22 protein-coding genes are annotated in these 20,763 nt (G+C 42.9%); 2 read left to right on the top strand and 20 right to left on the bottom strand.

Features of this window, described 5'->3' with window-relative positions; translation table 11 throughout:
- Positions 1–216 precede the first annotated feature (216 nt).
- Both zipA and smc read right to left on the bottom strand, forming a co-directional pair.
- The gene (gene zipA, locus V7R55_RS17395) at positions 217–1,812 is read right to left on the bottom strand and encodes a cell division protein ZipA (protein ID WP_334060516.1); all 1,596 of its coding nucleotides are present in this window, start codon (positions 1,810–1,812) and stop codon (positions 217–219) included.
- 20 nt (positions 1,813–1,832) lie between these two features.
- Positions 1,833–5,354 carry a chromosome segregation protein SMC gene (smc, locus tag V7R55_RS17390; RefSeq protein WP_334060515.1) on the bottom strand — a complete coding sequence of 1,174 codons (3,522 nt, stop codon included), beginning with the start codon at positions 5,352–5,354 and terminating at the stop codon, positions 1,833–1,835.
- Positions 5,355–5,620: 266 nt separating this feature from the next.
- Between smc and cysZ the strand changes: the two genes are divergently transcribed.
- Positions 5,621–6,358, top strand: coding sequence for a sulfate transporter CysZ (cysZ, locus tag V7R55_RS17385; protein ID WP_334060514.1), 738 nt, complete (start codon positions 5,621–5,623; stop codon positions 6,356–6,358).
- 81 nt (positions 6,359–6,439) lie between these two features.
- Here cysZ and V7R55_RS17380 read toward each other — a convergent pair whose 3' ends face one another.
- Positions 6,440–8,068: a sel1 repeat family protein gene (locus tag V7R55_RS17380; RefSeq protein ID WP_334060513.1), complete on the bottom strand. Its 1,629-nt coding sequence runs from the start codon at positions 8,066–8,068 to the stop codon at positions 6,440–6,442.
- Positions 8,069–8,080: 12 nt separating this feature from the next.
- Positions 8,081–8,983, bottom strand: a complete 903-nt coding sequence (gene nlpI / locus V7R55_RS17375; protein ID WP_334060512.1) for a lipoprotein NlpI — start codon at positions 8,981–8,983, stop codon at positions 8,081–8,083.
- Positions 8,984–9,119: 136 nt separating this feature from the next.
- On the opposite strand from nlpI, the gene cdd reads away from it, so the two are divergent.
- Entirely contained in the window at positions 9,120–9,527 is a 408-nt protein-coding gene (gene cdd / locus V7R55_RS17370; protein ID WP_334060511.1) for a cytidine deaminase, read from the top strand.
- A 101-nt stretch (positions 9,528–9,628) separates the two neighbouring features.
- Here the strand turns inward: cdd and V7R55_RS17365 are convergent, their stop codons facing one another.
- The 16 genes from V7R55_RS17365 to V7R55_RS17290 all read right to left on the bottom strand — a co-directional run.
- A complete protein-coding gene (locus V7R55_RS17365) occupies positions 9,629–10,297 on the bottom strand; it encodes a hypothetical protein (protein ID WP_334060510.1) in 669 nt (222 codons plus the stop codon).
- Between the two features lie 2 nt (positions 10,298–10,299).
- Entirely contained in the window at positions 10,300–10,902 is a 603-nt protein-coding gene (locus V7R55_RS17360) for an RNA polymerase sigma factor (RefSeq protein ID WP_334060509.1), read from the bottom strand.
- Between the two features lie 9 nt (positions 10,903–10,911).
- A complete protein-coding gene (locus V7R55_RS17355; protein WP_334060508.1) occupies positions 10,912–11,604 on the bottom strand; it encodes a TonB family protein in 693 nt (230 codons plus the stop codon).
- A 322-nt stretch (positions 11,605–11,926) separates the two neighbouring features.
- Positions 11,927–12,973, bottom strand: coding sequence for a M14 family metallopeptidase (locus V7R55_RS17350; RefSeq protein WP_334060507.1), 1,047 nt, complete (start codon positions 12,971–12,973; stop codon positions 11,927–11,929).
- Positions 12,974–13,120: 147 nt separating this feature from the next.
- Positions 13,121–13,834 carry a DUF4328 domain-containing protein gene (locus tag V7R55_RS17345; protein ID WP_334060506.1) on the bottom strand — a complete coding sequence of 238 codons (714 nt, stop codon included), beginning with the start codon at positions 13,832–13,834 and terminating at the stop codon, positions 13,121–13,123.
- 146 nt (positions 13,835–13,980) lie between these two features.
- Positions 13,981–15,030 carry a DUF2157 domain-containing protein gene (locus V7R55_RS17340; protein ID WP_334060505.1) on the bottom strand — a complete coding sequence of 350 codons (1,050 nt, stop codon included), beginning with the start codon at positions 15,028–15,030 and terminating at the stop codon, positions 13,981–13,983.
- Positions 15,031–15,107: 77 nt separating this feature from the next.
- Positions 15,108–15,365, bottom strand: coding sequence for a hypothetical protein (locus V7R55_RS17335; protein ID WP_334060504.1), 258 nt, complete (start codon positions 15,363–15,365; stop codon positions 15,108–15,110).
- 20 nt (positions 15,366–15,385) lie between these two features.
- Positions 15,386–15,610, bottom strand: a complete 225-nt coding sequence (locus V7R55_RS17330) for a hypothetical protein (RefSeq protein WP_334060503.1) — start codon at positions 15,608–15,610, stop codon at positions 15,386–15,388.
- A gap of 20 nt (positions 15,611–15,630) precedes the next feature.
- On the bottom strand, positions 15,631–16,029 hold the full coding sequence (locus V7R55_RS17325) for an MAPEG family protein (RefSeq protein ID WP_334060502.1): 399 nt from the start codon (positions 16,027–16,029) through the stop codon (positions 15,631–15,633).
- 22 nt (positions 16,030–16,051) lie between these two features.
- Positions 16,052–16,510 (bottom strand): hypothetical protein, encoded by a 459-nt coding sequence (locus tag V7R55_RS17320; protein ID WP_334060501.1) that lies wholly within the window; start codon positions 16,508–16,510, stop codon positions 16,052–16,054.
- Positions 16,511–16,673: 163 nt separating this feature from the next.
- Positions 16,674–17,129, bottom strand: a complete 456-nt coding sequence (locus tag V7R55_RS17315; RefSeq protein WP_334060500.1) for a nuclear transport factor 2 family protein — start codon at positions 17,127–17,129, stop codon at positions 16,674–16,676.
- Positions 17,130–17,191: 62 nt separating this feature from the next.
- The gene (locus V7R55_RS17310; protein WP_334060499.1) at positions 17,192–17,677 is read right to left on the bottom strand and encodes an AAA family ATPase; all 486 of its coding nucleotides are present in this window, start codon (positions 17,675–17,677) and stop codon (positions 17,192–17,194) included.
- Positions 17,678–17,733: 56 nt separating this feature from the next.
- A complete protein-coding gene (locus V7R55_RS17305) occupies positions 17,734–18,141 on the bottom strand; it encodes a GNAT family N-acetyltransferase (protein WP_334060498.1) in 408 nt (135 codons plus the stop codon).
- Between the two features lie 32 nt (positions 18,142–18,173).
- A complete protein-coding gene (locus V7R55_RS17300) occupies positions 18,174–18,623 on the bottom strand; it encodes an acyltransferase (protein ID WP_334060497.1) in 450 nt (149 codons plus the stop codon).
- A gap of 156 nt (positions 18,624–18,779) precedes the next feature.
- A complete protein-coding gene (locus V7R55_RS17295; RefSeq protein WP_334060496.1) occupies positions 18,780–19,172 on the bottom strand; it encodes a TonB family protein in 393 nt (130 codons plus the stop codon).
- Positions 19,173–19,920: 748 nt separating this feature from the next.
- The coding region (locus V7R55_RS17290) for a hypothetical protein (protein WP_334060495.1) at positions 19,921–20,763 on the bottom strand (843 nt) is incomplete at its 5' end.

The raw sequence follows: 20,763 nt of genomic DNA, 5'->3' as shown, positions 1-20,763 counted from the left end.
AAAGTTTTACAATTTGTTGCTTAGGCTACTTAACCCAAACTGGCTTATGTTTTAAATGGAGCTGCTAAGCGTCGCTTTTCATCGGCTGGTATACTATGCAGCCAAGCTATAGCGCTCCTCAATAGAAAAGGACCTGGGTATAAGCCAAGTCCTTTTTATTACGCTATCACGCAAACACTTATAAAGCGTGCGATATCGACAGTTAAATAACGTGCATTAGCTGCGAGCAATCATACGCTTGCGTTCAAATTCACGAATTTTTTCAACGTATTGCTGTAAGCCCTGTTTAGTTAACACGCTGCGACGACCATCTAGTACCTGAGCGCCGAACTCGTCTGCCAGCTTACGTGCAGCGTTGTGCATCATATTAAATACTTGGTGAGGATCGCCTTCAATGGGCAATATCATAAACAAAGATACACCTTGGGTCTCAAAATTTTCCAAGTTATCAATATCAAAAACACCCGGCTTAAACATGTTAGCTAGGCTAAACAGTACTGGCCCCTTGCCATTGGAGTTAACGTGACGGTGGAAGATGTCTTGGTCACCGAACTTCAACCCTAGCGTAAGAAGCATAGGCAAAAGCGCAGCACCAGAAATGGGCTCACCTTCTGGCGTTCTTACGTTCAACACCAATACTTCAGGTTCAACACTTGACGGTTTTGCACGCTCAGATGAGCTGGTCGCACCGTCACTGTGTGTGTCATTAGCGCTGAAGCTCTCTTCACCTAAATTAGGGTTACTCTGCTCACTGGTGTCGAAGTCGATACGCATTTGGTCATCACCAAAATTAGGCTCTTCCCGCTTTCTAACTGGTGTTTTGTTTCGCTTACTACGTGCAAAACGTCGCGGCTGTTCATTCTCTTCCTGAGTACCCCGTGAAGAAGTTACTTCCTCTTGCGCGTCTAAACTAAAGGTAGCCACTTCTCGCTCGTTCTTAGCTGGCGCTTTACTTGGTACTGGTTCTTCTTCAAGCGTAGGGTCCACATAAAACTTTTGTGCAGGGCGAACCGGTGCTGCGGGCGCCTGTTGGGGTTGCGCCGTGGTTTGATTATCGGAGTACCCGTCATCTGCGTCATTAGCGTTGGATAGCGCTGAATAAGACGCGCCTTGTGCGTTTTCTTCGCTCTGCGTTTGTGGCGCCGATTGAGCCTCTTCATCGCCTTCCCGAAGTAGAAAACCTGGAGGCTCAGGGAAAGCTGCAACGTTGTCATCGCTTTTATTTGCTGCGGTATCAAACGAACGAGCCTGACCTTTCATGTGTGGTTTGGGGTTCGTTACCACAGAACCATACAGCTTAGGCGCTTCTTGAGCGTCTTCTTTTTCGCCGTCGCTTCCACCCTCTTTTACGACTGGTGACACCGAAGAATCATCATTGCTGCTACCACCATTGTGCTCTTTGGCAGCGTCGTCTTTACTGCTATGGATGTGACTAGATGGAGTAGATTGACGAGAGGGATTGCTCTCGCCACCACCGAATTGTTGAGGTTCGCTGTCGCTTAGCGGGTTGTTCGGGCTATCATCAAACGACTGGCTCAAAGCTGCGGCTTCTGCTGTGCTGCTCTCGTCTGTTCTATTAGGTGAGTTTTGCGAATTGCTAACCACTCGAACCGCACCAATGCCGAGTTCGTCAAAGCCTTCCTGTTGTTCAGCTTCTATATCGCTATCGTCGTCTTGCCACTGTCGGGGCTCTAAGCGCTCTTTTTCCGAAGGCTTACCGTTTTTACGAATTTTCCAAATACCGTGGGCAAGCACTGCAAGAATAAAAACTGTGCCTCCAAGGAGTAAAAATAGACGTAATTGATCTTCCATTTAATTTCTTTCGCCCTTTGTTATGCTTCTGCGAAGGCTACAGCTTCGTCAACGTCTACCGCTACCATACGTGAAACCCCAGGTTCCGCCATAGTAACACCGGTTAAGTGACTCGCCATTTCCATCGCTATTTTATTGTGGGTGATATAAATAAACTGCACTGTTTGTGACATTTCTGACACTAAGTTACAAAAGCGCCCTACATTTGCATCATCCAATGGTGCATCTACTTCATCCAGCAAACAAAATGGTGCTGGATTTAATCTGAAAATAGCAAACACCAATGATAAAGCGGTTAGTGCTTTTTCTCCACCGCTTAAGAGGTGAATCGTACTATTTTTCTTTCCAGGAGGGCGAGCCATTATCGTTACCCCAGTTTCCAGTAGGTCGTCGTCGGTAAGCGCAAGGTATGCTGACCCACCGCCGAAAACCTTGGGAAATAACATTTTAAGGTCTTCGTTAACCTGCTCAAATGTATTTGAAAAGCGCGTGCGTGTCTCTTTATCGATTTTTCGAATGGCAGACTGCAGAGTTTCCAACGCGTCGGTAAGATCGTTGTGCTGTGTATCTAAATGAGACTTTCTTTGTGACTGAGCTTCATACTCTTCAACCGCAGCTAAATTAACCGCTCCCAAACGCTGAAGACTGGCTTGCGTTTTTTCAAGGTCTTCTTGCCAGCGCTTCTCTTCAGCATTTTCTGGTAAGGTTTCTAGAATGCTCTTCAGTGACTGCTGTGTTTCGTCAAGCTGCTCTAAAATCGTATTCGCGCGAACTCGATACCCTTCAATATCAATATTAAGTTTATCGATGTTTGTCTGTCGGGTTTGAATGTCTTTACCAAGAGCCTGATGTCCTTTTTCGGCTTCTTGCAGCCATTGTTCAATATCTTCAAGGCTACGTTGCTTAGCACTTTTCAGTTGCTCTAACTCAGCTTTGTTCTCTAGCAGAGACTGAAGCTCTGCTTCCTGAATTTCTTCAGGAGACGTTAGGTGCGCTAGCTCTTTTTGCAGTCTTTCTTTATTTTTTATGTATTCTTCACGCTGCTCAAGGTTACGCGTAACCTGTTGACTATATAAGTTTTGATGATTTTCAAGCTGCTGTTTTTTTAGTGCAAGCTCATGATTTTGAGACGTTAATGAATCCACTGAGGCGCGTAATTCTGATGTAGTTCGTTCATTTTCTTCACGTTTCGCATTAACCTCATCAATATGCACTTCGTATTCAAGAATCTGCGCTTCTTGAAGTTCTAATTTTTCGGAAAGTTGCGCTAATTGCTCTTCTTCTTTAGCAAGCATTAACTCTTGTTTTGCTAATTCATCATTAAGTTTGGCGCTGCGACTAGACTGCTGTTCTTGCTGCATTTCGAGAAGAGAAAGCTTGTTTTTGATTTGAGCTCGTTGGTTTTCTTTTTCAGCCAAGGCGTTTTGAGCCGAATGCTTATGGGCTTCGCTTACTTCAAGGCTCTGCTTCGCTTCCTCAATCGAATATTCAACTTCTTCTATGAGACTTTCAATGGCTACGATATCGTCTGTAAGCACTTTAATTTTGTTGGCACGCTGTAAAGCACCGTCATTCACCTCACCCGGTTTAACGACCCAATGGGAGCTGGCCCATAAACCTGAGGGTGAGATTACGCTAGAAAAGTCTTTACCATTTCTTTTCGTTTCGGTATCACTTAAGCGTTTCACCCTACTTGCCAAGTCCTCATCGTCTTCGCAAAGGTATATATCATCAAAAAATGCGGGAACCTGTGCCGGTGAGGTGTTACTTCCGCCAAGCTCGGTTAATAAGGCATGGGCTAAAGAGCCGACGTTTGCCGAACCTGTTAACACGCTTTCGGTGTATACCTTTATGCCTGTGGGTAGACGCGATTTGTTTTTAAGAAGCTCTTTTACGGGGTAGCTTTTGGCAACCACAGGGTCCTTAGCGTGCTGCAAAATGGCCTCAATACAGGGTGCTAACGCTTGGCTTGAACTAAATTGCTGCCAAAGCTTTTCAATTCCTTCTAGCTGCACATTTTCGGAGTTAGAGGCATCTTGCTGAAGAGCTTCTAGGGCAGATTTTGTTGATTGCGCGGTTTGCAGCTGACCCAGCGCCTGACGACGTTTCGCTTCAATGACTTGCACTTCAGCATGTTGCTTTTGTACTGTCTCGCTAGCTGCTTGAACCGCCTGTTTACCTTCATCAATATCGAAATCTAACTCGTTACCCTGCTCATTTAAAAGTGCAATTTGACTTGAATAATCTTCGTCATCGAGTTGTTTTAACTCGTCTTGCAGTTCGCTAATGCGCTGAGATGTGCGAAGCTGCATGCTCATTGTGGACTGTATTTGGCTATGGCACTGCTGCACGTTTTGTCGAAGCTGGTTGTACGTTTGCTCTTGTTCACGTGCTTTCGCGTTAAATTCTCTTAATGCCTGCTCAACGTCTTCAAAACGTGTTTTTGCATGTTCTAGTTCAGCTTCTTTAAGTGCAAGCTCTGGCTCAATGTTTTCAAGCGCTTCATTTGACACGGCAAGTGCTTCCTGTGCCTCATCAATTGAGTGGTTGAGCAACCCATGCTGTTCTGCTATTCGCGCAAGCTCTTGCTCTATTTGCCCTTTTCGCTGTTTCGCATGCAGAGCGTTTTGCTCTAAACGCGTTATTGCATTGCTTGTGGTGAATAATTGCTGCTGCAGATCATCGATGGCTTGCTTGGTTTCGACTTGCCTAGTTTTATACGACTCAAGCCCGGCTTCGTCACCTTGTAACCTAGCATTTAAATCGTCGACTTCTAGTTGCAGTGTTTGCTGCTGCTTTTGCAGCGCCTCAATATGTTCGCTATTTTTAAGAAATCTAATCGCCGCAAGCTGGCCTTTTAACTCTCTGGCCTGCGCGCGTAAAGTTTTATAGCGGGTTGCTGCCGCGGCTTGTCGCTGTAATTTTTCTAACTGCTTGCCAAGTTCATCGCGCACATCGCTTAAGCGTTCAAGGTTGTCTTGCGTATGCCTTATGCGATTTTCTGTTTCTCTGCGACGCTCCTTGTACTTTGATATTCCCGCAGCTTCTTCAATAAACACGCGCAGCTCTTGTGGCTTAGATTCGATAAGCCTTGAGATCATACCTTGCTCGATAATGGCGTAAGAGCGTGGCCCTAGCCCTGTTCCTAAAAACAGATCGGTAACGTCTCGCCTGCGACATTTGGTACCGTTGAGGAAGTAAGTCGACGTGGCATCTCGGGTGACTAATCGTTTAACAGACAGTTCGTTGTAGTTGGCAAATTCGCCCGCGATCCGCCCTGCACTGTTATCGAAAACAAGTTCAACGCTACACTGCCCCACGGGTTTTCGTGAAGATGAACCATTGAAGATCACGTCTGTCATCGCATCGCCGCGTAGATTCTTCGCTGAACTTTCACCTAATACCCAGCGAACAGCATCAATAACATTGGATTTACCACAGCCGTTTGGGCCAACAATGGCAGTCATTTCCCCAGGAAATGGAATAGAAGTAGGCTCAACAAAGGACTTGAAGCCCGCTAGCTTTATCTTCTTAAGCCTCACGCATCATCCCTCTGATATGCAGAGTGGACTGACGAAATCGTCATAGCTTCAGCCCAATATCCCTTGGCGGGATGCTGAATTAGCGGATGATATGGAAATGATGTAATCACACAGAAGGTTCTTTTGTTATTATGTTTTGACTCTACCAAAACTAACAGCTTGTAACAATTACCATTTCAGTGAGTTGGGAACAGAACGCGCCAAGGGCGTATGATAGAGAATATAGTTAATAAACAAAGCGTTTAAAATAACGCGAAGGAGTACGAATGAGTTCAGGTGGTGTGCATTATTTCTTTGAAGGCTTTTCGCTTATCAAAACGAAAGGGCTAAAGCGTTTCGTGTTTGTGCCCCTGACTATAAACCTTGTTCTGTTTTCCGTTGCTTTTTATTTCTTGTTCGGTCAAATAGAAATGGGTATAGCCTATGTTATCGACCTTGTACCTGAATGGTTAGGCTGGATAAAAACGGCTATCAGCTTCTTCTTATGGCCTTTAGCGGTAATCAGTGTGTTACTTATTTTCGCACTTATTTTTGGCACCCTAGCTAACTGGATTGCAGCGCCTTTCAACGGCGTGTTATCAGAAAAGGTTGAGCGTCATTTAACGGGTCAAGACCTGGGTGATGAAGGCGTTATGTCGTTGGTAAAAGACATTCCACGCACTGTAGGTCGCGAACTGACTAAACTTATTTGGTATTTACCTCGCGCTATCGGTTTTTTATTGCTGTTCTTTTTCTTACCTATTATCGGGCAAGTACTTTGGTTCTTATTTAACGCCTGGATGATGGCTATCCAGTATTGTGACTACCCTTATGATAACCACAAGGTGGATTTCACTAGAATGCGCTTGCACCTGGGCGAACACAAAGGAAAAGCAATGACCTTTGGTATGATGGTAAACGTGTTCTCGCTCATTCCCGTGGTGAACTTCATTGTTATGCCGGTAGCAATTTGTGGTGCAACATCTATGTGGGTAAGAGAGCTAAAGCCTACGCTTCGAGGGTAGCGAGAAATAACCCGTTGCAGTACCTGTGAAGGTGGTTGTTGAATAGGACTATGGCGGTATCGAAAAAGAGTGTGCGGCTGCTTATTTAGTGCCGGTAAATGCTTCGTACTCAGCTAGCCAGTGGGCCGCCTCTTTTCGATTACCGCTATTGTGAAAAGCTTGGAAGAAGTTCATTGAGATGGGCCGCTGCGAATTTTGCTTTTCTAGCTGTTGCTGCCAAAGTACCATATATAAAGGCGGGATCACGCCACTATCGTGGTGTTCCATAAAGGTGATTCGTCGGCTAGGTTTGTAGCTATTAAGCCCCAACACTGTACATGTCTTAGCGCGAGCGATAATCGTTGCGGGGTCTATCGCCAGCCAATTCTCTACCGTTTCATGCGGTGCATACCAATACTCAGTATCTACAACAACGTTGGGCGGTCTGAAGTCTTCAATTCCATCTTCATCACACAGTTTGTTTGCCATACCCTTGCCAATAGGGTATTCGTCAGCGAAGCCAGCAAAATGCGCTAGTTCGTGCACGAAAACTGTATAAGCGTCACTAATATCTAAATACATTACACCATTTTGAACATTCGCTTTTCCCTGCTCGGCCACTACAACTGCATGACTAAACTTACGCTTTTTGGCAATACTTGCTAACGGAGAAATATCACAACCCAAGATGCCAGCCCTTCTGTAGTTGGCATCGCACTCCAACACATCGGAATTAAGCCAAATAGGCGGCGCTAAGCAAATAGAAAGTTCTTTAAGACGCGTATCATTGTTAAATGATTGATAATGTTCATGCGCTCGCATGATGGTCGCTAAGCTTGTAGCAAAAGGTTGAACACGCTGCAGGCAATTTGCTTTATCGTCCCAATGAAGCGCACCAGATTGCTTTATTGCTTGCGCTACTGAATACGGAGAATAAAGCTTAATAACGTTTAGGGCTTTTTTCGCTTGTTGATGGCCTTTTTGCGCCGCGAATTTAAAATGCGGCTTAGCTTGTGAAAATTTGCCCTCGTCCCATAAAAGCATTGCGTACTTGAACGCACTTTGCATATCTAGCGTTGCTGTAGCTTCCAGCAGTGGTTTGGCTAACTGCTGTTGCCCATGAAGTAGGTACCAATCGGCCAGTGCAGCCTGTGCAGGCAAATATTCTTGTGACGCTGCGCGTATCAGCCACTTTTCTCGCTTTTCTGGCGAATCGGTAGACATTGCAAAGGCGAGTTGTGCTTCAGCTACATCGCCGAGTGCTGCTAGGCGCATAAAACGCTCTGAAGCACCCTCTTCACCTAAGATTTGGTACAACAACCACGCAGCATCCGCATTTTCTAGGTTAACAAGCTTTTCCAGAAAATAAGTGGCTGTCTCTTGGTCAACAGAAACCGTAGAAGAAAAGCCATCGTTATATGCGCTCTCAAATATTTCGAGCATGTGGACTTGGGCAGTGTCACTCCCCTGCTTTGCAGCCAGCCATAGCAGCGCTAGCGCGTTATCTCGTGGATTATTTTCAAGGGTAGTATCAGTGCTATCTGGGGCAATAGCATCAGGCTGAGCGCTATCGGACTCGACTGTTTCCTCACTTTCTAACGAAGTTCCACCTACATTTTGATGTGAGGGTGATAGCACACTAATCGCGTTCGAGATAAGTTGAGGGGCGTAACGCCCGCTATCGCCCGCAACGATGAGCAGTGCGAAGACTGCTAAAAATAAGCCTCGCATAATGCTTTTCGCTTACTCTTCGCTAACTACTTTGTTGCTAGCTTTATCACGCAAACGGTTAAGCTCCATTCTTGCGTAACGATGCTCTACGTAATCGAATACGTTTGTACTTAACGCAAGCTTAAAGTAATTCGATGCGATTCCACTATTTCCGCGCAGAGAATGAAATTTACCTAAGTAGAAATACGCTTCACATAATCGATCAGTGAGTGCTTTTTGGCTTTTAACACCGTCTAGCAGTGAGTTAAGCACATCATTTTCACCGACACTACCTAGGAATAAATCCACCAGCGTGGTTGCCCAATGTTCATTGTCGAGCGTAGGACGAATCGACGCTAAGTAAGCTTGCCCTTCAAGTTCTGACACATCGTGATGCGCAAAGTAAGCCCACAGCGCACGAAACGGATCGCTGTCATCTTTGTTAAAAAAGCGATTTAAATCTTCAATGGCAAGCACTGCTCTACCGCCATAATAAAGCGCGATACCACGGTTTAAGAACGCGAAATCATACTCTGGGTTAATTTCTAACGTAGAGTCAAATGCATCATAAGCTTGAAGGAAGTCACTCTGTTGAATGTAATGAATACCCATAGAGTTATAAGCTTCAGCTAAATCGGGCTTTAAGTTAATTGCTTGTGTGTAATCGAACTGAGCTAGACCTGCAAGACCTACACTGTCGTAAAGCATGCCTCGTTGAAAATGCAGTTCGGCTTTGTCTTCATCTGAAAGCGCCGGGCTAGTTAATACCTGATTGTAGCGTGCAATTGCCATCTCAGAACGCGGATTTATAGGAGCAGGCTCAGCTAAAAGCAGATTTCCCATCTGTGGCCTTTCTGAAACTGAGGCTGTTTGCGCACAACCGGTTAAAATAGCAGCGAATAGAGAAAAAAAGATGAGACTAACGTTTCTGCACATGGTAAAAAAGCATTCTATAAAAAAAGAAAAAACCGCCTGAGTATTTAATATACGCATGTCTGCGGCGCTAATGCCGCCAACCTTCTCGCATTTGATGATAAAAGTAAAGCGTATTGGGTGGTTAACACAGGTAGCTATGAAGAAAAATAATTTAGAACAACTATCACAACTTGCTTTTAACGCACAGAAAAACTCTCATTCACCCTATTCCAATTTTAAAGTTGGTGCTGCAGTGCTTACCCCGAGTGGGGAAACCTTTGCTGGGTGTAACGTAGAAAGCGCGGCCTTCCCTTTAGGGCAATGTGCAGAAGCCACTGCTATTGGCAATATGGTTGCGCAAGGCCAAAAGCGCATTTCACACATCGTTATTGCCAGCCCGAACGAGGAATTTTGTTTTCCATGCGGCGGTTGCAGACAAAAAATTGCAGAGTTCGCGCCAGATGAAACTCCGGTAACCATGGTTAGTCAAAGTGGAGAGAAGTTTGAAACCACCATCGGCGAATTGCTTCCCAATGCCTTTAGGGCGCACGATTTAGACAAGTAATTTTAAATAATCATATTCTGCAATTAACGAGGCTCAGGCCGTTTCCAAACCAGCCAGCCTCGTTTTTGCGTTTCTATTTGTCAGTATGACGCACTTATATATCAGCACATTAACGGCTTGGTGGACTGTTTAATAGACAATATTCTTCCCTGATCATCGAATGCTAGCGCAACCTGAGTCCCTACGTTGATATCCCCTTCTATACGGCCATTAATATTCAACGATGCAATAAGACTCTCAGAAACGATAACTTGTTGATTTTTACAATTCACCAATAGCCAATAACCATCTTGCGATTTCAATGTAGCTGGCTGCTGGGAAACAGCTCTAGCAACCAAACTACTCTCGACATATTGGCGGGTATAGGCATTAAAGCGGGCTTGATAGTCGTCATTGAAATTATTAGCCATTATTTTATCTTCACCTGCAAAACCGTGGTAATGCACAATATCTACACGGTGTGCTGCGGTTTGCATATTCGGCGAGTGACGACTTTGGAATACTCCAATGTTGTACACCCCTAGCATGGCAACAATAGCGAAAGCCACAGCGGTAAATCGAAGAGTTGATGACGCGAAATAGGCGCGAAGATGCGAAAACGCCGCAGCGAACATACGTTCTGTGTCACTTCCGTTTGCTCTAGCTTTGTTATGTCCAAGCACTTTGGCACGTACTCGCGCATTTGTCTTTTGAGTTGTTAAATCGCTTTGCTTTTGTACCTGCTGGCTGCGTCTGAACGCTTCTTGTAGCTCTTTATCTGAGATAGACATGATTACAATTTCTCCAGCATAGATTTAAGACTTTCTTTGGCATATCGAATTCGTGTTTTAACCGTTTCTTTTTCAGCGCCGCACATATCAGCTATTTGCGATAAACTAAAACCTTCAAACTGCAGTGAAAGCGCCTCTTTCTGCTTGTAAGGTAATTGTGCTAAACAAGCTTTAAACACGTCTTTTTCTAATCCTTTAGCTACATCATCTTCTACCGAAGACTGAGCGTGCTTAACCAGCTCAGAAAGAGTAAATTCCTCTACAGCTTCGTTACTATATTCAAGCTTGGCGTTTTTACGGAATTCATCAATAAGGGCTCGCCTTCCAATGGTGAACAGCCAAGCTTGAAAATTATCGCCGCTTTTAAATAAATGGCGGTGCTCAATAACTTTTATCCATGTACGCTGACATATATCTTCAGCTATGGAGCTGTCGCTTAATACCTTAAGAAAATAAAATAGCTTGGTACTGTGTAAATCAAAAAGTGCGGCTAACGATGCTTCATCACCTTTTGCGCTATATTGCAGCATTAGCCTTTCACTCACTCCCAGCGCTCTTTCGCGCTTACCTTGAAACAGGCTTTGCAAACTTGCGCCTATACTCATAGGCTATCCTTATTGTTCTAGTTTGAAATCTAATACTACAACCATACCTGGTTGACTAACAGGTTTACCGCCGTTCAACTTGGGCTTGTACTTCCACTTTTTAAGCGCGCGGCGTGCTGCTCTATCGAACATACGCTTGGGCTCGGAATCTAATACCTTTATATCAGATACAGCACCGCTAGCACTTACCGTAAACCCAAGCTTTACCCAACCCTCAACACCGTCTCGACTCGCCTCTGGCGGGTACGTAGGATCAACCCTGAACTGAGGCGTAGCCTGCATATCACTTTGAACACTATTCAGATTTATTGATAAATCTAACGCCGTATTAGGAACCTGTGTGTTTATTTCGAAATTACCTGGGCCGTCATTTGGCTCAGGATCGATCTCGACCTTTTTTTGCGGCGGCGTTTTGATGACTTGCTCAATAGGCGCAATGGGCTTTTTGGTAATAGTTCGTTCATCTTCAGGCTGATAGATGATGGGTTCAAAAAACACCGGCGGCGCTTCACTTATATGCACCTTATCTTGCCTTATCAGCTCTGCCATTAAAACAAATAGACCGGCAGTAACCACTCCCCCTGCAAGAGCAATAGTGGTTGCGTTGATAGCCCGCTTGTGGAAAGACGCTTTTGCGAAAGATACTAGGCTAGGTTGTACCAGATCTTGTGAATTAGCGCGTGGTAGAATTGTTGTTTGCATATTGTTCCCCCTTTTTTCACTAAACGGAGGAACTAAAGAAAAGGGGTGAAAATATTTATTACTTTCCTGAAATTGGCCTTACAGCTTTTAAAGCAAGCTTGGCAGACCTTTAATCATTATTTTCATCTTGGCGCTTATTTAGCTTCGCTGCTGCCATAAAGCCGATAATAAAAATGGCGAAGATAACCACGCCTACCCAAATCAATACGTTAAAAAGAAAGTCCATCTTATTCCCTAATCACAGTTTTGTGATTCAACCTTATCATTTATTTGATTGAGTAGGCGAATTAGATCACCCAGCCTATTTACTTCATAAACAATATTATTCAGATTTTACTACACCAATCGCCATTACAGACTGACCATCTTTAATGGCTGGCATTTGATTAACCATCATAACCGTGCCGTCAACAGGCGATTTGAGGGTTTCAACAAGATTACCAAAATAGTCGGTGACCGCACCTATGTCCTGCCCAGTTACCACTTTATCCCCTATCACCACTGAGGCCTTAAAAAACCCGGTTTTCGAGCTTTTAGGGTATTTAATGGTTTCGTAAATAATTGGCTCGGGGTGCGGCTTTGGTTTTTCTGGCAACATTTTTAGAAAGTACATAGCGTTTTTAGCCACCTCTAGCGCTTCTGCTACAGACTCTTCATCTGTCTGCGCTAAGTGCCCTATTTCGGTAGTAAGGCCAGGCTTCCCCCTCGTCATCGCTGTGTTAGGGTATGAAATTGAATTGTTAGGATCTCTTGGGCGGTCACCATACATAACAATATGCTGCATGCCGGTTGCTTTCGCGAATTCAAATGTTAAAGCGTCAAGTTCTTCGTCGCCCACAAAAGGAGAATACACATGATTCAGTAACGTTTGGTTTGCACTGCCAGAATGCATGTCTATTAAAAAGTCAGCTTTGCCAATAAACTCTCTGGTTAGCAATTCCGCAATTTGCTCTGTTGGTGTGCCGTCTGCGCTCCCTGGAAACTCCCTATTGAGGTTTTTCTCATCTTTAGGGTTTAACGCTATTCTATTTCCATGAAACCCGTCTAAGTTTGCCAAGTGCAGCACAACCAACACACCGCTCATCTCATTAGGATTAAGGTTTTGTTGAAGTTGTTGCAAGGCATACATTGACGGGAACTCGTCACCATGAATACCGGCTGTAAGTAGCAGTATGGGACCGTCTTCTTTTCCGTTAATAACCGTTACCGGCAGGGTTATATTTTTCTCATTAGCAAGATAGGACGCTTTCTCACCCGTTTGGGTAGTCACGCCCATCAATTCATAAGGTTCATTTGCGTTAGCATTAAGGCTTAACGCAGAACAGAGGGAAACAAGAACACTGGCTAACGCTTTCTTCTTAAACGACATATATAGAAACTCATTGGAAAATAACGCACTAGTAGGCAAGAACGTTTCAACTTAATCAATAAAAAGTATTTTAAAACACCTTAATGAGAAAACACCCGTTGTCTGCGGGCATTGCGTTATTCTAACGAAATTAAAAGCTGGTCAACTTCACTTTGCTGGTTCTAGGTTTGATACGTCGTCAATTTCTGGCTGTTCATTACTTCGCTCCTGCATTGCTAACTGAGCATTAGAAACGTTTTTAACCATTAACCAAGTAACTAATGCTAAAGGAATTGAAATAACTTCTGAGGTCTGTGACACCAAGTTCACATTCATAATTTCAGAGATTTCTTCCGCTCTTCTAGACAATCGAAATACTGCCTGTCCCACTATGCTGTTAGCAATCCAGAAAAACCACCAGATTCCCAAGATAGAGCTTACTTTTTCTACTGGCCAATTAGCTGGGTTTTGACTTGCCTGCCAGATTTCTTTCATCGCTTGATAGGGCTTCCAAAGAGAAACAATGGGAATGAAATAAAAACCTATCGACCAGCCTGGCGAAAACGCCATATCTTTCGCACCAAATTGACGTGCATTTTGATTTGCTTGATAAATCCATCTTAAAATTAAAACGCCAGAAACGATAAACACGCCAAGGTAAGAAAAAGCAATAACGGCTTGCCTCTTGTCATTAGCTTCTGCATCGGCAACCGCCATTTCTTGGCTAAAATAAACGCCGTTTTGGAAGTCTGTTAAAAGCTGGTACTCCATTAAATTTGAGCCGATAGCTACAAAAGCGAGAACAACTTGAAAGCATAGAAAGTATTTAATCCACGCTATAAGGTTTGTAGGGTCTTTGAATTCTTCTTTTTTATCTGACATTTCTGTTTGCTACCTTTCGTCTTTGCCACTTTTCTAAGATAATTTATCTGCTTTCGCCGAGGCTATTGTTTATGTTTATTATTCGATACCTACTGCTATCAGAACTTAAGAGCGTTTATTTACTCTCTAGCGTTTAATACAGTTTTTCATTTTAGTTTGCTCTCTAGGAGTTCTTGAAAGGGCTTTGGCAGAACTTTACGGGCTTTACCAGTGATCCTAACTTCATTTTTTTGCCATAATATTCCCGCATATACCACGCCTAAACCAATAGCCGTTAAGGCAACAGGAAAAAGCCAACTGTCTCTAAACACATTTGAGGCCAAGTGCCCTAAATAGAAACAGCAGCCTAACGCGCCAAATATCACAAATACTTTTCGAACCAATAATGCGCCTAGCCCTACTAGGACTAGGTTTATACAGAAATAGAAAAACTTTGAAAGTTCGCTCTCTGAGCTTTGGCTGGTAAGCCCACCCCAAAACGCAATAACGCCGAATAAATATAACCAAAATGCGTAGTCGGCAGTGTGCCTTGACCGTAAATCAACCCAAAACGCTAATGAGGTCAAAAGTATGCCGAAGTACATAGATACTTGTGCGCGAAATTCCCATGTGTAGGAATTCCACATATCGTCTTGGTCGATGAGAAGCATGACAGCATCCATACTGATGTACCACAGTGTTATTGCTATAGGCATTATCAAAAACGGATACTTGTAGCGCCAAGCTACTATCATGCCGGTCACCAATGTGCCTAGTTCCATGTACAACCACAGCCATTTAACGCGTTTATGAAACTGACGATAGACTGTATCGCTCTCGGGCCAAAGGCCAAGCCATTGCTGAAAACCATAAATAGCAAGCGGCGTTAGACATACGACAAAGGTTGCGCAAATACCAGCTGGGATAATAAGATTTTTATTTGCTAAAGAGTTCGCCATCTTTAACCCTACACCAGCGTAGAGCAATGTTATGAAAATTATCCCCAGCCCCCCAAACTGTTCCCACCCTAAATTCATAAACAAAGTCATGGCGCCAATAGCGATAAGGCCGCCCAGATAATAAAGAATATGGGTAAAGGTGAAAGCGGGAGCATGCTGGCTTTCTGCCTGAAAGAAGTTGTAGAGGTCAACGCCCTGCTGTTCAGAGATAATATTCTTCGCGACTGCTTTTTGAATACTTGTTTTGGATACTTCCATGTACTTCTCTGAATTAGCTTGTAGAAATTAGAACTTTTACTTTACTGGGTTATAAGTAAAAAGCCAGCCTAGAGAAGTTACAGAGTATTACTCGTCGCTTTTTCGTAAGCCTTCTCAGATTTGTTCCACATTAAGTGGCCGAAAGCGATACCTGCAATGGGGAAGATGATTAAAGCGATAATTGGGCGTACCCAAATATTTTCCGATGGTTCAAGAAATTCCATCAAAAAGACCCAGAGGATGGCGGTGGGTAGGCCCCACCCCAAAACACCGTTTACTAAAACGAAGCGCTGTTTGCCTTTTTCTCGTATTTTCGCCCACTTATTCATATTCATGAAAATATCCTTTTTAGATATTAAGCAATAAGTACAAGGCAAACAAAAACAATGATTAGGCTAACTACACCAACCGCAAAGGTCCTTCCTTCGTCTCTACCCGCTCGCGGGTATTTGCCAAAGGTTAAAAGCTTAAGCACCACATGGCCTGTACCTTTTATAACTAGTTCAATGATAGCTTCTACCACTATCCACTTAAGTATTCGAAGTACAAAACGGCCCAGCGGTTCTAAAACGTCTTCCATAACTTTAATGCTCTTGATTCTTATATATGCTCGATAACAAGCAAAACCCACATTGCCAAAACAGCAACAAAATTGACGGTAAAAACCATACCACGCAATCTGATATTGTCGGTAAATATTTGAACAATGCTGTGTAGCACTCTGCCAATCACAAATACCCAAGCCAAGTAGATTTGCTCAATGTCTATTGGCTCATCCTTTGCGATAAGCAATACAATGGCAATGTAAAAAAATAGTGGCCACTCAAATTGATTGCTTAGGTTCGCGCTGATTTTAGGCTGAATACTGCCGAAGGGATTTGAACCATCTTTGGTCTGCCCCACTCCCCACACAACCGGTGCGCGAGCTAAAGTGAGTAATGCGTAAAGTGCAGTACAAAGAAGTACATGCGTAAATAGTGGAAGTATTAAACTTGACATATTAATGCGCTACACATATTCGTTAGTCAAACAGCGCCAACGAATCTAATTTAAAGTGATAAACAGAAAAGGAAGTATCTTCTTCTTTTAGAGTAATAGTTAGCATAGCGTCTCCATTCTCATACACAGCAGGTACTGTATAGGTAACAAACGTGCCCGAACCTCCGCCTACAAGCGCTCGTGATGTCACCGTGTTGAACTGATACTCACCAATTTCAACTAACTTACCCATTTTTGATAAAGCCCTTATGAGCCTCTCTAGATCGCTTTCATTAATATTTTCAAGCTCAGATTCAGTAAGATATCTTTTAAACGTTTCTAATTCCCACGTGGAAATATCTACTATTGCAGTATTCATAAAGGGAATTGCAGTTTCTTCATACTGAGAGGATTTATAGCCTGACCATACAGCGACTAGGGTAAACAAAACGACAAAGGAGAGTATCGCGATTCCAAATCCCTTTAAAATTTTCTTAAACATAATTTTCCGTATAAAGCACTGTATTGAATAGCCTAAACATCAAAGGTTCGCAATTAACCAACAAAGTTGCGAGGATTAGCGCAAAGCCTAACCTCCGCATGAATGCTTACTAGGCCAACATCTCGATAAAGTAAAAAATAACACTATGATTGATGCCTTACCATTACTCTTCGTATTTTCTTATCACAGCTACTTTACCATCTTCAATCTCTAGCACTTCTAATGTTTGATACTCTAGTTCAATAAGTTCTTTAGTTTGTGGATGAATGCCCTTACTCGTTGTAGTGTATGAAATAGCTACCGCATTGTGCGCAGGTATAATGTGATTAAGTTGGGCGGTATAAAAGACGTGTGCACCTAAGTAATAAAGCATCCCCTCGCGAATGCGCGCTTTACCATCGGGCATGCGGGAATCGTCAGAATCGTACGGTAAATGCTGATGAGCAACATCACTACTAAGAAGCAATAGATATTTATCTAAATCATGCTCTGTAGCATTTGGAGATTGCGTTGCTGACCACGCCGTAAAGTATTGCCTGCCAAGTTCCTTTAAATCAGTTTGTGCAAATGCTTGTATCGACCATAAATAAATAAGCGATGTAAGAAAAACGCATTTCATGAAAACCTCTAAGTTTAAGTCTGAATTCGTAATTAATAGGCAAAAATGACAACGCACTTAGCTTAGTACGGAATATTTTTCGTTATCATTCTTTTACTACCGCTATAGTTTTCATAAAACTGCTGATGAGCAGTATAAGAGAACGTATCGTCTCTTTTTGTATATTGGCCAATCCAGTCTATCAACATGGATAAATTATCATCTTGCGCTTGTTTGGTCTTGTACTTATGGGGCTCCCACGGTCTTGCTTTCGCGTTAGCAATACACAACTCAATGGGTAAATTCATAAATACTATTTCTGTAGACTGCGCCTCTACAAGCTTAAGCAGATCTGTGTAACACCCTTCGATAACCCAGGTTTCATTTGAAGCGGTAAACGCCTTTATCTCTTGGTCCGACTCTTCAATGGGCTTTCTTTCGGGCGGGCTAGTGGGTTTCCATGCCAGAGTATCGAGATCCAAATGTGCTAAACCGTGTGTTTCACATAAACGGCGCGCTAGCGTAGATTTGCCAGAACCGGAATTTCCAAATATTAAAATTTTAGTCAAATCTTTGTCCCTTCTTAAAGCACTTTAACACTTGATAGAAGTAAGTTAGCAAGTGTTTATTTCCCAAACTTTTCTTTTATTAGCACATCAAAATACTGGGTATCGTTCGGGCTTGCTTGGAAGTTTTGAGCAAAATCGCTGCTACACCCAGGATTACAAAAGCCTACCGCATAGCCAATTTCCACTCTCTGATTAATAAAGTCAGCATTACAAAAGCGCGTTGAGCCAATAACCTTTCCACTCGCTTTTTGTATCAAGACAAAGGGTAACGATAGCCCTTTGCTTTTCTGCTCTAGTGCCGTCGCAATATATTCACTAATAGTTTCAGCGTTTGGTACTGATGTGAACCATAGCTTCCACAGCTCACCGTCCGTCGCTGCATTCACTAAGGCGTCAGCATGTGCCATTGTTAAGGGAGTAAGCGTTATATTTTCAGATTCTAATTCTAGGTCTTTAAACCACATATCACTGTTTATGTCTTATCAGTTGTATGTTGCTAAGCATACAATGACTCCAAGAAGTACGTTACACCTAACGAGACAAATACTAGCGATGCATTAATTATTGCACGAGCAATCCAACTAAACTGGCCGAACGATATCCCGACCGCTTTTGAAACTATAACTAGCAAGCCCATTAGTCCAAACCACGGCGTGAAAAATAAAACGATTTTCCACTTTATAATTGATACTGCGATATCGTGAAGAGCACCGCTGACAAGGAATGTAACAAGTGTAGCTAAAGAAATGGGTAGAAAATTCGCAAGCGGTCGCATGATATCGCGCGATAAATAGTAACCCCAAATAGGATTCCAGTGCCGCCAAAACACCTGAAAGGACCTTGCTCCGAAAGCACGGAAAAGCATGTTTCTCATGGAGCCACTTGCCCCTAATGGAACCCCATTTCGTTTTTTAACATATTGTGCAAGTGACACAGTAGTTTTCATAATGATTCCGTATAGCGAACACACAAATAATAGGGGAATTACAGTTAACTGAACAACCTAGTCTGCTACTCATATTTTAGCCCGCGTGTTTGCACTCCGGTGAGCGCCTACCAATGACAATCGTAATTTTTTAGGCGCTTATAGAGTTAACTTGCATCAGTTGCCCTGCTCAAATTTAAAAAAAGTAGTCACATAAACAGGTACACGGGCATCGTTATCGGTGGTTGGAGCAAATTGCATTTGCTTAATAGCAAGCAAACCTTGCTCGTCCCACACACCTACCGGCTTTGACTCCACTACACTAGCGTTGAATGTATTTCCATCTGAATCAATCAAATAGCGGATTTTTACATAGCCTTTTGGCATAGAAGCAACTTTGCCCTTGGGTTCAGAATTAAAAGAAAACGAATTAAATTTCATTGTCCAATATTGAACAAGCTCGTCATTTGTAACTTCAATAGGCTCTGAGGAGAGATGAGGAGAAATAGTCGCGTTTGCAGAGCAACTGAATATCATAAAAATAAGTGCTGTGAGAATTCCGTTTTTCATAAATTTCCCTTTTTGTGGTTAATTTTACTGAGTGCTCGCCTTACCCAAAGGACGGGCAGAGATACATTAACTACCATAACAAGTGAACCGCTAGGCGCCTACGTATTTTTTGCTCCCACGAACTAAGCGAGTCGCTTAAATATTAGCGTCTCAGCCCGCGGAGCGAGTGTTAGCTATGGCTTAAAACTTCAACACCGAGTATATATGATACGTACAACAAGCCGAACCAACCTAAAATATGTCCAAAGTCCTCACCGAAATGATCTAGTGAGGAGAAGCCTTCTATAATCTCACTGGCAGGTTTTGAGAACACTATAAGGCTGACACTTAAACCCGGTTCCCATAGCAAATACCAATAAGTTGATAGTCTCCAGCTTCTATCTTCAGTCGTAACTATGAAAAAAGTCAACACAGCGAAATATACAATGCCGATTATTTTGGAATTTCTCCATCTCTTAAAACTGTCTGCTAATGAATGCTGATATTCATATTTAGAGTATAAGAATACAAAGGCAATTGGTGACAAATAGAGTAAGAAAATAGCGAATGAAAATAGCATGTTTACCAAAATAGCTAACACCTCAAAGCAGGGGCAATAACACGTAGACTAAAATAAGAAACGAGATGACGGGAGCTCACGGAATATAAAGTGCCGGAATATATAGTGCCTGTCTTCTTTAGTTTTCTTTAGTTAGTTTTGCGGGATATTAATCTCTGCGGTCATGGTATGTGCCCGTCTTTATTACGGTTATTTTTGCAGCTTAGTATAGCGCTCTTTAATTGTTTTATAGAAATCACCACCTTGACGATACAAGTTGTACATCGTCCAAATATTGAACCCGATAACAGTTGACATTAGGTTGCCTCTCACAACCCCAGAAGAGAAATTAAGCTCGTCGTGGTGAGCGTCAACCGCCGACTTAAGAGCAAAGCAATCAGCAACATTTACCTGATTAACGAAAGTTTGGACAACATTCTCATCGCCTTTGATGTGGAATGGAACATTGATCCAGAGTTTATCATTGATGTTTGTAACTGCTGTAATCGCGGCATCTAGACTAGATTTCAGGTTGGGTGCAGATAAGAGAAGCGTACTATAACGCCCCTGGAAACTATGAACATCTACACCCATTGCTATTAGTCTCTGCCTTTTTTGTATGAAAATTTGCCCTTGATCTCGATTATAGCTAGCAAGGAAAACTGCTTTATCTAAAGTGCAATTTTTTTGTATTTTATCGACAGCTTCTGTTAGAGACGATGCGTAAATTTCACAGTCTGTTGCCAATTTAGAATATTCTGAAAAGAATACATCAAGCTCACCCGCGGCCTGTAGCTTGAGGTTAGCTAGAAGCTGCCCTTTCCAGTTGGCTGTTGCTGTAGCGTAGGCGAGCATAAATCCTATAACAGTAATGAATGAACTGAGCAGCGCCGTTTTAGTTGATTCACTTTGAGAAACTAGCCAGAGCGCTAATTGGTCAAGGGTGTAAGGGGAAATACCGAACAGCTCATCTGCTCTGTAGTAGATAAACAATGTCAAAAGGAATATTCCATATGTGTTTCCAACAAGGAATCTAATCAGGTACATCAATGT

The sequence above is a fragment of the Alteromonas sp. S005 genome, assembly GCF_036864475.1.
In the GTDB taxonomy this organism is placed as follows: domain Bacteria; phylum Pseudomonadota; class Gammaproteobacteria; order Enterobacterales; family Alteromonadaceae; genus Alteromonas.
Note: the sequence above shows the minus strand (reverse complement) of the source record. Positions and strands in the feature narration are given on the sequence as shown.